General features: G+C 35.8%; 14 protein-coding genes and 1 tRNA gene. 4 read left to right on the forward strand and 11 right to left on the reverse strand.

Annotated features, from left to right (window positions below):
- Positions 1-11: 11 nt before the first annotated feature.
- The 7 genes from tmk to murA all read right to left on the reverse strand — a co-directional run bounded on the left by tmk (position 12) and on the right by murA (position 5,095).
- On the reverse strand, positions 12-596 hold the full coding sequence (gene tmk, locus CCAL_RS04590) for a dTMP kinase (RefSeq protein WP_169935884.1): 585 nt from the start codon (positions 594-596) through the stop codon (positions 12-14).
- 2 nt (positions 597-598) lie between these two features.
- Positions 599-1,069, reverse strand: a complete 471-nt coding sequence (gene coaD / locus CCAL_RS04595; protein WP_169935882.1) for a pantetheine-phosphate adenylyltransferase — start codon at positions 1,067-1,069, stop codon at positions 599-601.
- Between the two features lie 57 nt (positions 1,070-1,126).
- A complete protein-coding gene (locus CCAL_RS04600) occupies positions 1,127-1,678 on the reverse strand; it encodes a UbiX family flavin prenyltransferase (RefSeq protein ID WP_170016093.1) in 552 nt (183 codons plus the stop codon).
- Positions 1,675-2,481 (reverse strand): flagellar basal body P-ring formation chaperone FlgA, encoded by an 807-nt coding sequence (gene flgA / locus CCAL_RS04605; RefSeq protein ID WP_170016095.1) that lies wholly within the window; start codon positions 2,479-2,481, stop codon positions 1,675-1,677. Before flgA ends, CCAL_RS04600 begins: the two co-directional genes overlap by 4 nt.
- Before the next feature lie 68 nt (positions 2,482-2,549).
- Positions 2,550-2,624: transfer RNA gene (locus CCAL_RS04610), tRNA-Gly, on the reverse strand.
- Between the two features lie 43 nt (positions 2,625-2,667).
- Positions 2,668-3,828: a molybdopterin molybdotransferase MoeA gene (locus CCAL_RS04615; protein ID WP_169971711.1), complete on the reverse strand. Its 1,161-nt coding sequence runs from the start codon at positions 3,826-3,828 to the stop codon at positions 2,668-2,670.
- Position 3,829: 1 nt separating this feature from the next.
- Positions 3,830-5,095, reverse strand: a complete 1,266-nt coding sequence (gene murA / locus CCAL_RS04620; protein WP_169936045.1) for a UDP-N-acetylglucosamine 1-carboxyvinyltransferase — start codon at positions 5,093-5,095, stop codon at positions 3,830-3,832.
- Positions 5,096-5,236: 141 nt separating this feature from the next.
- Here murA and CCAL_RS04625 point away from each other — a divergent pair, with 141 nt between their 5' ends.
- Genes CCAL_RS04625 through CCAL_RS04640 form a run of 4 tightly spaced genes read left to right on the forward strand, consistent with a single transcriptional unit; the run spans position 5,237 to position 7,769 of the window.
- Positions 5,237-5,923 (forward strand): NlpC/P60 family protein, encoded by a 687-nt coding sequence (locus CCAL_RS04625; protein WP_170016097.1) that lies wholly within the window; start codon positions 5,237-5,239, stop codon positions 5,921-5,923.
- Between the two features lie 10 nt (positions 5,924-5,933).
- Positions 5,934-6,458: a rhomboid family intramembrane serine protease gene (locus CCAL_RS04630; protein ID WP_169936043.1), complete on the forward strand. Its 525-nt coding sequence runs from the start codon at positions 5,934-5,936 to the stop codon at positions 6,456-6,458.
- 8 nt (positions 6,459-6,466) lie between these two features.
- Complete coding sequence (locus tag CCAL_RS04635; RefSeq protein ID WP_170016099.1) at positions 6,467-7,282, forward strand: ferritin-like domain-containing protein; 816 nt, start codon at positions 6,467-6,469, stop codon at positions 7,280-7,282.
- A complete protein-coding gene (locus CCAL_RS04640; RefSeq protein WP_170016101.1) occupies positions 7,275-7,769 on the forward strand; it encodes a SixA phosphatase family protein in 495 nt (164 codons plus the stop codon). Before CCAL_RS04635 ends, CCAL_RS04640 begins: the two co-directional genes overlap by 8 nt.
- A 481-nt stretch (positions 7,770-8,250) precedes the next feature.
- Here the strand turns inward: CCAL_RS04640 and CCAL_RS04645 are convergent, their stop codons facing one another.
- From CCAL_RS04645 to murI, 4 genes are all read right to left on the reverse strand, one after another.
- The gene (locus tag CCAL_RS04645; RefSeq protein WP_170016103.1) at positions 8,251-9,600 is read right to left on the reverse strand and encodes a TolC family protein; all 1,350 of its coding nucleotides are present in this window, start codon (positions 9,598-9,600) and stop codon (positions 8,251-8,253) included.
- 1 nt (position 9,601) lies between these two features.
- A complete protein-coding gene (locus CCAL_RS04650) occupies positions 9,602-11,530 on the reverse strand; it encodes a MacB family efflux pump subunit (RefSeq protein ID WP_170016105.1) in 1,929 nt (642 codons plus the stop codon).
- Entirely contained in the window at positions 11,527-12,720 is a 1,194-nt protein-coding gene (locus CCAL_RS04655; RefSeq protein WP_169971705.1) for an efflux RND transporter periplasmic adaptor subunit, read from the reverse strand. Before CCAL_RS04655 ends, CCAL_RS04650 begins: the two co-directional genes overlap by 4 nt.
- Positions 12,721-12,786: 66 nt before the next feature.
- A complete protein-coding gene (gene murI / locus CCAL_RS04660) occupies positions 12,787-13,587 on the reverse strand; it encodes a glutamate racemase (protein ID WP_170016107.1) in 801 nt (266 codons plus the stop codon).
- Positions 13,588-13,620 lie beyond the last annotated feature (33 nt).

Raw genomic sequence — 13,620 nt, forward strand, 5'->3', positions numbered from 1 at the left:
TTTAGTTTATTTTAAAATTGTATAAATTCTTCTATCTCTTTACTTATCTCTTGCACGCTTTTGCTCGCATCTATATAAAGCGTGTTTAAATTTAAGTCTAAGAGTAAATTTTTCATATTTTGCTGAACAAGCAAAAGATACTCAAAACCTCTTGCTTCTACTGCGTCCGATCCGCCTCTACTAAGTAACCTTTGCTCTAAAAGCTCCTTATCTGCCTCAAAAAATACAACCTTATCCGGCAAATTTGAGTTAAGGGCAAATTTGTTAAATTCTAGTAAAATTTTAGCATCATAGCTGTTTTCGTTAGCTAAGGCATAAGCTATACCTGAGATAAATCCTCTATCGCTAATGACGATTTTATTGGCATTAGGCGCAACAACTTTTGCATAATGTTCGGCTCTATCAGCCAAAAACATCAAGGCCTCAGCTCTTGGGCTTAATTTAAATTTACCGCCGAGTAAAATTTCCCTAACATGCACACCAAACTCCGTTCCTCCGGGTTCTTTTGTGATGATAGGATTTTGGTATTTTGCGGATAAAAGCTCTATTTGCGTGCTTTTTCCAACTCCGTCTATGCCTTCAAATAAAATATACATTATCACTTTGCCTTTAAAATTTCTAAAATTTCAACTGGTACAAGCTTGCTTACATCGCCGTTGTGCAAAAATACCGAACGAACTATCGAGCTTGAGATGAAAGCATTTTTAAGGCTTGGCATAAGATAAACCGTCTCAAAATCCTCCCAAAGCGCAGCGTTTGCATAGCCTATTTGCAGTTCGTATTCAAAGTCGCTTACCGCTCTAAGACCCCGTATCACTGTGTTTATGCCTCTTTGCTTAGCAAAATCAACCAGTAAATTATCAAAACCTTCAACACAAACATTTTTAAAATTTTGTATCGAAATTTCTACCATATTTACACGTTTTTCAAAGCTAAATAACGGCTTTTTACTATCATTTTTAGCTACCGCGACTATTACTTTATCAAAAATTTTAGTAGCACGCCTTATAACGTCAAGGTGTCCGTTGGTTATAGGATCAAAAGTGCCCGGATATATGCACGCTTTCACTTTACCGCCTTTAAATTTTTATATTTTATACTTTTATTACTAAATTACGGCTTTTGGTTAGTTCCATCTTTTGTAAATTTCATTTTCTATATCAAGCAAATCAAGCCATTTGCCGATTATAAAATTTTCCATGTCTTTTAATGTCTTAACTCCTGCATAATACCCCAAGATAGGCGGAGCGATAACTGCTCCACAAAGTGATAGTTTAGACATATGCTCTAAGGATATGGTTGAAAAAGGCATCTCTCTAACCGCCAAAACAAGCCTTCTTCGCTCTTTTAGACTAACTGTAGCCGCTCTAGTTATCAAAGTATCGGCAAACCCGGCATGAATTTTAGCCAAAGTATTTATAGAGCAGGGCGCAACTATCATCGCATCTATCTTAAACGAGCCCGATGCGATAGCCGCACCTGTATCATCGTCATCGTAAAATTTAACACCCTTATCTTCAAATTTGCTTATTTCGATACCTTCTTCTAACAGCAAAGTTTTTTTGGCCGCATGACTAATTACGGCATGGATTTTGGCATATTTTTTAGCTTCATTTATGAGCTTTAGCCCTAAATTTACACCACTGGCTCCGGTTATTGCTATGATTACGCTTTTCATTGGATCATCACCTGTTTTGATGAGGAGACAACTGCAGATAAAATTTTATTATCCCTTGTTCTAATCTTAATAATATCACCCAAATTTCCATTTTCAAGCGCTTTTACTTCGATTATAATACTAACACCGCCTTCATTTAGCACCGCCTTGACACTGTCTCCTTTTTTTACTAAAGAAGCTGCTATAAAGTGTTTTGTCGAGAGAATTTCACCTGCTTTTATCTTTGTTCTGGTTATCAAAGTTGAGCTTGGAAACGACGAGATATAATCTTTTTGATATTTATTAAACTCAACATACCCACTTTGATAGTCAAGAAGGCCCAAGATATGTTTATGATCCATTGAGTTAAGAGCCAAAAATACAGGCATTTTAGCTTTAAAAGAGTATTGGAAAAATATGCTTTTTGAGGTAAGATCGGGTTGTTCAAACGAGGCCCTAAATGTTCCGCTTGAACGATCTTTTGAATTTATAAAGATATTTTCAAGACGAAAATCATTAAAATTTTCAGGCAATGTGCTTTGAGGTTTTATATCGACACTTTCTATCTTTATCCCTGAAAATTCATCACTAAGAGCGTGTAAAAAACTCATTAATACATTATCCATAAGTGTGCAATTTCTAACAAAGGATACGCTTCCTCCGCTTTTATCTTTATATGTTTTAAAATTTGCCGTTAAAATTTCGTGAAGTTCTTTTGTATCTATCTTTGCGGCTCTTTGTCCGTTTAAATTTAAAATTTCATTATCTTCGCCGTCAAACCCAAATGTATAAAGTGAAATTTCATCTTGATCGATACAATACATCGGATAAACACTGACTTCTTTTGCAAAAATTGTTAAAGAAAGTAAAAAAAATGTGGATATAAAAAAAATGGAGCGGGAAACGAGATTCGAACTCGCGACCCTAACCTTGGCAAGGTTATGCTCTACCCCTGAGCTATTCCCGCAACCAAATGAGAAAGCGCATTTTAGCAGATTTAATATCATTTGTCAAGAGATCCTTGTGATAAAAATGTCAGAATTTGCTAAAATTTCACTTTCGCTTGGATTTGAGATATAAATAGCGTTACTTTTTAAGAGTGGTTTTATCATTCCGGAGCCGTATCTGTTTTCATTGGTAACATGAAACTCAAAATTATCAACGCTTCCTAACACGATATTTGCTCGTCCCGGTTTTATTTTTATATTTTCTTTTAGCGTTACTTTTTCAAATTTTAGTCTCTGCGATAAAAGCAACGGAAGTATAAATAAATTTGCACAAAGATATGCTGCCATTGGGTTACCGGGCAAGACAAAAACCATTTTTCCGTCTTTTTCATATGCTTTAAATGGCGCTCCAGGACGCATATTTACCTTATTAAAAAGTTCATTAAAACCGATAGCTTCAAGGGCTTTTTTCATAAAGTCAGCCTCTCCCTTGCTTGCACCACCGGAACAGATAATAACATCAAATTTATTGCTTTGATTTAAGGCGGTCACGGTCGCTTCAAAGCTATCTTTAATAATGCCAAGATAAGAGCTTTGAAAGCCATTTAGAGTGAGTATGGCGCCGATACCAACGGCATTTGCATTATAAATTTGATCATCGTCGGCATTTTGCCAAGGTTCTACTATCTCATCTCCGCTTGAGTAAATTCCAATGCGTGGCAATGCAAAAACTTCAACAAAGCTAATACCTTGTGCAGCCAACATCATAACCGCTCTTGCGTTTAGTTTTTCGCCTTTTTTAAGCAAAATTTCACCTATTTTCACCTCTTCGGCGGCAAATCTATAAGCGTCCCCTTTTTTTAAATTATTAGGAGCATGGATTAAATTTTTATCTACGATACACTCTTCAAGACGCATGACGGTATCAGCCCCAAGAGGCATTTTAGCTCCTGTCATTATCTTTATGCATTCGTTTTGATTTATCTTAGTAGTTCGCTTATCTCCTGCAAGAACGCTATCAATCAATACAAAAGGCTTGTCTTTATCTTCAAATTTTACAGCATAGCCGTCAAGCGCAGAGTTGTCAAAGCAGGGTAAATTTTTAACCGCCACGACATCTTTACTCAAAATCCTACCACAAGCTTCATTTATAGGTAAAATTTCCAGCGAATAGGGCGGATTAAAATTTCTAAAAATCTCATCTATAGCTTCAAAAACTTCCATTTCATTCCTCTAGTCTTGTGATATTTGCACCAAGTTGTTTAAATTTAAGCTCTAAATTCTCATAGCCTCTATCAAGATGATATATCCTATGAACTCTTGTTTCACCTTTTGCAACAAGAGCTGCCAAGATAAGTGCAGAGCTTGCTCTAAGATCAGTTGCCATAACATCGGCGGAATTTAGCTCACTGCCGCCATAAACACTTGCGATATGACCATTTAGTCTGATATCAGCGCCCATTCTAGCCAGCTCACTTACGTGCATAAAGCGATTTTCAAAGAGTCTTTCATCTATCACGCTAACGCCGTTTGCAACAAGGGCTAATGCCATAAACTGCGCTTGCATATCAGTAGGAAATCCTGGATACTCAGTCGTTATGATCTCACAAGGCTTGATCTCTTTAGCTGGACTTATCGTTATCTTATCATCATCTATCTCTATGCCAAAACCCATCTCTTCAAGCTTTGCTATAACGGCAAGCATGTGTTTTGCATTTACTTTAGTTACTGTTATCTTAGAATTTGTTATAGCACCTGCGCAAAGGTAAGTACCTGCTTCTATCCTATCAGGGATAACTTTTATGTCAGGTATCGTAAGTAATCTTTGACCGCTTCCTTCGATTACTAGCTCACTAGTTCCTATGCCCTCTATGTTTATGCCAGATGCCTTTAAAATTTCACACACTTGCACGACTTCAGGCTCTTTTGCCACGTTTAAAAGCCTTGTAGTTCCATGTGCTAAAGCTGCCGCCATGATGATGTTTTCGCTTCCGGTTACGGTTATCTTGTCAAAAACTATGCGAGCTCCATTTAGTCCATTTGGTGCACTAGCCACGATATAACCTTGTTTTATTTCGATATTTGCGCCCATTTTTTCAAGCGCACTAAGGTGAAGGTCTATAGGTCTTTGACCGATGGCACAACCTCCTGGCAAACTAACCTCACAATGTCCAAAACGGGATAATAAAGGACCAAGAGTTAAGATAGATGCTCTCATTTTTCTAACTATGTCATAGTTTGCCATGGTCGAATTTACACTACTTGTATTGACCTTAAGAGTATTTGGATCTTCAAATTCACAACTAGCGCCTAAATTTACAAGCAACTGTGCTAGAGTCTTAATATCTGCAACATTTGGAACATTTGTAAGTTTTAATTCATTTTTAGCAAGCAGTGTTAGTGCGATCAACGGGAGAGCTGCGTTTTTAGCACCACTTATAGCAACTTCGCCACTTAGTTTCGCTCCGCCTTGTATTTGCAAATAATGCATCATAATTTTACCTTAGAATTTAAATTTTTGCCTTGATTATAGTGATTTTTTGCTTATAAAACAAAATTAAATTTCCAAAAACCATCCATTTACTTTGCATAGGTAAAATACTTACTTTAAATTTAAGTGATTAGGAAATTTATGCTTAAGCGTTCCATAGTTTTAGCTACTTTGATCGTTCTTTTTACAGGTTGTGCTACTCTTAATCAAAACAAAAAACTACCCATAAACGAGGCCATAAAAACAGACGCCCCTCTCCAAAAAAAAGAAGAGCAAACATACTTGGAAGCGTATCTTGACAAAGATAAACAAGATACTCGAGAGCATAAAAATTTCGGGTCGTTTTTTAATAAATACCTAAACACAAAAATAGGCGGTGACTGCTCCGGTTTCATATCAGTGGTAAATAAAAAACACGAAAATATGTATTTTGATGAGAAAAGCATATCAAAACACTACGATAAGTCAGGTAGAAAGTCAAAGGCTATCTTTAACCTATATAGTAGCAAAAAGCAAATTTCATTTACCGAACCCAGGGTTGGGGATCTGATATTTTTTGCAAATACCCTAGGAAGAGCCGCAGGTAAAAATAAAGACAAAAGCAACATAACCCACATCGGTATAGTCACCGAAGTAGCAAAAGATGGAACGGTTAAATTTATACATAATTACAGCGGCAAAATAACACATAGTTATATGAATTTAAGACAAAAAAACACATATAAGATCGGGGAAAAAGAGATCAACAGCTATATGTTAAGATGTAAAAGCAACAAAACAAGCTGCCTTGCTTCAAATAGATTTGCCGGATATGGCATAGTAAGGTAGAGCAAATTTGATCGTTACTTACATATTAATATGCATAAATTGTCTTATATATCTTTTTGTCGGACAAAATTTTAATACAATTTTTGGCCTAAACGCCGGTTTTGCTCAAAATTTTATATTTTCTTTTCAGCCGCTAACATCGATGTTCTTACATGGTTCGCTTTCGCATCTAATTATGAATATGGTTGTTTTGTTTCAATTTGGCTCTATTTTAGAGCGAAATTTGGGACATTTTAGATTTTTACTTATATATATTTTAGGTGGCATTGCAACTTCGTTTTTAACACTCATTTATGTGTATTATATGCTTTATTTTAATGCGCAAGTTGTCACTGTAGTTGGTGCAAGTGGCGCGATATGTGTTCTTTTGGGCGTTTTGTCGTTTTTGACAGACAAAGAGACGCGAAAAGGACTTGTTATAGCACTTTTGCTTATGAGTTTTGCTCCGTTATTTTTTGGAGTAAATATCGCTTGGTATGCGCATTTGCTTGGTTTTGCGATAGGATATATTTATGCTAAAATGTCATTTAAATAAGGAATGACATGAATTTTTTTGATGAACTTTTTGAGATTATAAACGAAAGCGACATAAGCACTAAATTTAATAAATTTCAGATATTTTACGACAAATTTAAAGCAAATGAAGATATAAATTTAAAAAGAAACTCACCCGCACAAGAGCTTAAAACTCCTTGTTACGCAAGTTTTTGTGATGTCGTCAGCATGAAAGAATTTAACAAAAAGACAAAACCAAAAGATAAAAAGCTAGCCTTTATCCACTCTGTGGCCCATATAGAATTTAGCGCTATAGACATCGCTCTTGATGCATGTTATCGTTTTGATAATCTGCCAAGAACATACTATCTAGACTGGCTTGAAGTAGCACAAGACGAGATAAGACACTTTAATATGATAGAAAATTTACTTAAAGAGCAGGGCACAAAATACGGTGACTTAAGTGTTCATGACGGACTTTTTATCGCCCTTTGCAAGACGCAAGAAAGCCTTGTTGAACGTATGGCGCTTTTGCCAAGATATATGGAGGCAAACGGACTTGACGCAAACGCTCATATCATACAAAAACTTCAAAAAGAGGGCGGAGATAAAGAGCTTATTGGGGCGTTAAATGTCATTTTGCAAGAGGAAATTTCTCATGTCAGCAAAGGCGATAAGTGGTTTAAATTTGCTTGCAAACAGCTAAATATAAATCCAAACGAATACATAAATATCATACAAACCCTCTATCCAAATTCCTTTAAAACAAGTAGAGAGCTAAATGAAGCAGATAGACTAAAAGCCGGCTTTAGCAAAGAAGAACTTGAGATGATCAAAAATTTACAAAAGTCTCAAAATGCATAAAATTTATTTTATCAGACACGCAAAAGCGCAAAAGGAAAATAAAGACACAAGCAAAGACTTTAGTAGAGAGCTTACTTCACGTGGCAAAGAAAATGCAAAATTTATGGCACAAAGGCTACTAAAACACAAAATCATACCAAATGCCATTTTTTCAAGCAGTGCAAAACGTTGCGAACAGACGGCAAAAATCATCTCTCAAAATATAAATTTCAAACACAAAATCATCCTCAAAGACGAACTTTATGATATAAGCACAGATAAACTTATAGAATTTGTGCAAAATTTAGACGAAGATATAAAAGAGGTTTTCATCATACTTCATAATCCAAGCATAACTGAAATTTCAGAACTTCTAAGCGACTCTTTTATCGGTAACATTCCAACGAGTGGAATTTTTTGTGTTAAGATAAAAACAACTTTTAATCAAATAAAAGAGGGGAGTGCAAAAGCGCTTTTCTTTGACTACCCCAAAAAACACAAAAAATAACTTTTTTAATTTTTACTTTTATTTTTATATACATTTTTATACATTGCATAATTTTTGCATCCTCGTGTGATTTTATATCTAAAAAATAAGTTTTTATCCATACAGAAAATAAAACATATTTATTTATGCATTTTTTTACAATAAATTTCATGGATAAATTTTTATATTACAAAAAGTAAAGTCAGATAAATCCCTAAAGTAGGCATTTTAAAGTTAAAAAGGATAGATTAAAGAAAAATATAAATAATAATTTGAAAATTATAGTTTTCAATACAAAATATAAAATTTGTCTCGGTTTTACGTTTTGTTGTATTATATTGCATGAAATTTTATGTTTTTGATTTTGCTTTGAAATTTTGGCTTTATGATAACTTTTATGTATTGGAAATTTTTGCTACGCTAAATCAAAGCCAAGATGACTTGGCTTAATGAAAGTAATTTTATATATGTTTTAAAATAAATAATCTTATGAGCTGTTGATTTATCTCTTGGTAAATTTGCCGGCCATAGCTTGATAAATTTCTATCTCGTCTTGCAGGAGATTGTATTTTCCGGATAGTAAATTTATATAAGCGTCTGTTTGATCGTTTAGTGCTTCAAGATAGTCTTTTAGCTCTGCTTTGCCGTATTGGTATTTGTTATTATAAATTTCACTGATTTTTTGTGTATTGTCAAACTGCTTTACATAGTTGTCAAACACTCGCGTATCTTTTTCATATGACTTATAGCTAGTTGAAATTTCGTTTAAAGCCGTGTTTAGCGTGCTTAGATAGTTTAGTTTTGCGCTTTCAAAATTTGCTTCTGAAATTTTTAGGTTTGATTTAAGTTTTGAATAGTTTAAAAACGGTAAATTTAACGATACATTACCGCTTAGAAATTTCATAGAAAAACTATCTGAAAAATTCTCATCACTTCCTCTTAAACTAGCCCCTATCGTGATACTTGGATAAAAGTCTTTTTGACTGGCTTTTAAATTTAAAAGCCCCTCTTCTATCCTAAAAATCGCAGCTTGCAAATCAGGACGAGTTGAGATACTTTCAAGTGGTATTTCCAGATCAACTCCGATCGGGATAATGTCGCTTATTAAAATTTCATCTGTTTTTAGTTCAAAACCAGGTTTTACATTAAGTAAAATTTTAATATTTTTTTCGATAGTTAAAAGTTCATTTTGAGCATTTAGTAGCCTGGTTTTAGTGCTAATGACGGAATTTTGTAGTTTGGTCAAAGACAGTTCTTCTTCTTTTCCGCTTTGAAATTTTACCAAGACGATTTGCTGCAGTTTTTCATAATTATCCAGTAAAATTTTATAATACCTTATACTCTCGTTTAAGTATGCAATATTAAAGTAACCGTCTACTATGCCATTTATAACACTCAACTTACTGGCTTCAAGGTCAAAACGGGTAGCGCGTGCTTCCCATAAGGCAGCATCTCTTGCATTGGCTAGTTTTCTAAACAAATCGATCTCATAATTTAATGAAATTCCACTTGCATTTGTTCGCGTCCAAGACGAATTTGTAGATATATCGCGCGAACGCTCTACTTCAACGCTTGCATTAAAAGTAGGTATAAGTTCGGCTTCTAAAACACCTGCTTGAGCCATGGCTTTGTTGATAGCAACGGCTGCTTTAGCAAGGTCGATATTGTTTTTTATGCCAAGCTCGATAAGCTCATTTAGATAGTTTTTGTTGTATTCTTGCCACCATTTTGTGTTTATACTTACATCTGCCCTATTTTCGTTTTGAAGTAAAATTTCGCTGAAATTTTCATTTACGTCCTTAACGGCACAACCGCTTAAAACTGCCACAAGTGCCAAGCTTAAAATTCTCATTTTACTCCCTTGAAAGTGCATCTATTGGATTTAGTTTTGACGCATTTTTGGCTGGCATATAGCCAAAAACCACTCCAATAACCATCGATGTTGTGATGGCAACTATTATTGATTCATTTGAAAATATCATCTTAAATCCGCTTAAAATGTTATTACAGATATAGCCTATGCCATAAGCCGTAGCTACGCCGATCGCACCGCCGATGACACAGAGCAAGATGGCTTCTATAAGAAATTGCTGTAAGATATTGCCCTGTCTTGCACCTATCGCCATTTTTATACCGATCTCTTTTGTGCGCTCGGTAACTGATACGAGCATGATGTTCATGACACCTATACCACCAACTATAAGCGAGATCACTGCGATACTTGAGATAAGAATTCTCATGGTTGATATCGTGCTTTCGACGGTTTGTTTTACGCTATCTGAATTTCTAGTAAAAAAGTCCTTTTTACCATGCTTTATAGTTAGAAGTTCTGTTATGCTTTTTTCTGCAATTTGTGCATTTACGCTCTCTTTTACCCTGGCGGTTATAGAGTTTATATGCCTATCGCCTGTGATTTTGTTTATAACAGTCGTGTAAGGAGCATAAATCCTAAGCGCGCTAGCATCTCCGAATGTAAAATCATCCTTTTTTAACACACCGATGACCTTAAGTGGTTTTTTATTAAAAAGTATGGTTTGCCCGACTGGATTTTCGTGTGGGAAAAGACTATTTTTAGTATTTTGATCGATCACCACAACAGAAGCCGAATCTCTTACCTCCTCATCGTCATAAGTCCTACCCTGCTCTAATTTTAGTCCGTTTACGTCAAACGTCCCCGAGCCGCCACCTCTTAAACTAGCCGTAAGCGAGGTGTTTTGATATGTTATTGTTCCACTTGTGGAGGTATTTGGAGTGACTGACTCTAAGAACGATTGATTTGCAAGCATTTGCGCGTCGCTTATCACAAGAGTTTTAACGCGTCCTGAGTGCATATCACCAAAACTTTGCCCAGGCATTATGTCGATAGTGTTTGTGCCTATCTTTCTTATACTGGCTAAAATTTGCTCTTGCGAGCCCTTTCCTAGCGCTACCATACTTACTACCGCGGCTATACCGATGATGATACCAAGCATGGTTAAAAGCGAACGAAGCTTATGCGCAAGCATCGCACTTACAGACATTTTAAAGCTTTCGATAAGCTGATCTTTATAGTAGATAAATGAGCTTTTTTGTTGAGGTTTTGGTCTTTTTAGAGTATAACTTTCATCTTTTTTACTCTCGTCTTTTATGATATGACCATCTTTTATTTCTATGATGCGATTAGCGTATTTTGCTATTTTTGGATCGTGTGTGACGATGATTATAGTATGGCCTTGTTTGTGTAAATTTAACAAGATATCCATCACCATAAGACCACTTTTACTATCAAGCGCGCCTGTTGGCTCATCAGCTAGAATGATCTCTCCGCCGTTCATGAGCGCACGTGCTATGCTAACACGCTGTTGTTGCCCCCCAGATAGCTTGTTTGGCAAACTTAATGACTTATCATCAAGCTCAAGAGATGTTAAAATTTCATGCGCTCTGCTTTGTCTATCCTTTTTACTAACTCCGGCATAAACGCTTGGAAGCGCGACATTTTCAAGCGCATTCATGCTCGCTAAGAGGTTGTATCTTTGAAATATAAAGCCGAATTTATTGCGTCTTAAATTCGCAAGTTCATCTGAGTTAAATTTCGAGATGTTTTCATTTTCTAGCAGATACTCACCGTAGCTTGGACTATCAAGACAGCCTAAGATATTCATAAGTGTTGATTTACCAGATCCAGACTGACCGATGATGGCTATAAATTCGCCCTTTTTTATATTTAAATTTATGCCATGTAAAATCTCAATCTCACCATCGCCGACTTTGAATTTCTTTACGATATTTTTTAGTTCGATCACCTTGGACCTCTATTTGCCTTTGCGACCATTTGAGCGATCTCACTAGAACTACCTTGCGATGTTATGATCTCATCGCCCTCATCTATACCGCTTATTATTTGTGTCTCAAGGCTATCTCTTATGCCTGTTTTTACTTCTACTCTTACAACTTCTTGATCGCCTTTTAGGACATTTACATAGCTTTTGTCTTTTTCTTTTTTTATAGCAAGGCTTGGTATGACGATAGCATCATCTACTTTGGTTACCAAAAGAGTGTTTTGCGTAGTCATGCCGATACGAAGGATACCGTCAGTATTTTCAACTATGCTTTGCGCATAGTAGTAAACTGCCGAAGAGCTTGAAGAACTTGAGCTTGAGGAGGAGCTTGAGCTTGAGTAAGTTCCGTCACTAAGCCTTGTAAGACCGGGGTCTATCGAGCTAACAACTGTTTTAAATTTCATATTTGGCTCAGAAAGTATCGAGTACTCAACAGGGGTGCCGACTTTTATCTTTGTTATATCGCCCTCTGCGATTTGCATTTTCATTTTTACCTTACTAAGGTCTGCGATATTAACAATGGTCGGCGTTGTTTGATTTGAGTTTACTGTTTGCCCCTGCTCTACTTGCACAGATACGATCACCCCATCATTTGGTGCTGTGATTTTAGTATAACCAAGGTTGATCTCGGCGGTATTTAGTTCGATTTTGGTTTGATTAATCTGTGCGTAAATTTCTCTTAAAGAGGCTTCATTTGTTGCGTAAGTGTTTTTTGCATTTTCGAATTCTTGTTTTGAAGTAGCACTCTTTGCGTATAGTGTTTTTTCACGCTCAAACTGTGTTTTTGATATCTCAAGAGCTACTTTTGCACTAGCAAGTCTAGCCTCATAAATTTCAAGTTGAGCACGCTTATCATTTACGTTATTTTGCTGCGTTGAGCTATCGATCTCGGCTATCATATCGCCCTTTTTTACCTTATCACCAAGCCCTACGTATAGCCTTTTTATCTGCCCACTAACCTGCGCGCCAACATCCACAAGTTCTGTGGCAAATATCTCACCAGTCGCTTCTACTTTGTTAGAAAAGCTTTTTTTAACAGCCTTTTGGGTGATAAATTCTATGCGCTCCTTTGGCTTAAAATACTCTGCATAGATGTAAAAACCGCCAACCACAACCACTGCTAAAAATGCTATAAATTTGAAAATTTTTTTCATAGTTTCACTTTAAATTTTAAAATACTCGGCAATTCTATTTAAAAAAAATAAATAAAAAATTAAATTTTACGCTATATCTATCATCTCATCAAGTCGCTTGAGATATCGCTTTAGTTTTGTGATCTCACTACCGGATGATACTTGTTTTGATGAGTAAAAAAACTCTACGCTTTGCTTGTTGTTTTCAATTAAATTTAAGCCCTCAAGCTCGGATATTAGCTTATTTACTGTGCCTTCGTTACCGTCAAGTATTTTTATATTGCTTGGCAAAATCCGCCTTAGAGTATCTTTAAAATAATTAAAATGCGTACATCCAAGCACAATAGAGGAGTAGTTTGTAAGATTAAATTTTAAAAGCTCGCTATTTAAATATTCCAAGACATCAATTGAGGCAAACTCTTCTTTTTCTGCAAATTCTACAAGCTTTGGAAGCGGTAAAACATCGACTAAATGGTTTGTATCAACGCGCCCGATAAGATCTTTTAGTTTTTTGCCAACCGCGGTTACGGGAGTTGAGATAAGTAAAACTCTAAGATCATTTTCATCAGGTATTTCTTGCTGTAAGTCAATAGCTTTTTTAACAGCAGGCTCCATGCCGATTATCGGTATGTTAAATTTTGCCCTAAGTTCGTTTATCGCTACGCTTGTTGCGGTATTACATGCGATAACGACAGCTTTTGCGCCTTGCTTTATTAAAAATTCCACGCTCTTTGTCGTGAAATTTAAAATCTCCTCCCTGCTTTTTAAGCCGTAAGGAACATTGTCTTTATCTGCATAATATAAAAATTCTTCGTTTTTTAAGCGTTTTAGCGCCAGATGAAGCACACTAAGCCCGCCAAGACCAGAGTCAAAAAAAGCTATTTTCATTACAAATTCCTTTTAAAGGCGTTATTATAACTC

The organism is Campylobacter sp. RM6914 (assembly GCF_004803835.1).
Classification (GTDB): domain Bacteria; phylum Campylobacterota; class Campylobacteria; order Campylobacterales; family Campylobacteraceae; genus Campylobacter_A; species Campylobacter_A californiensis.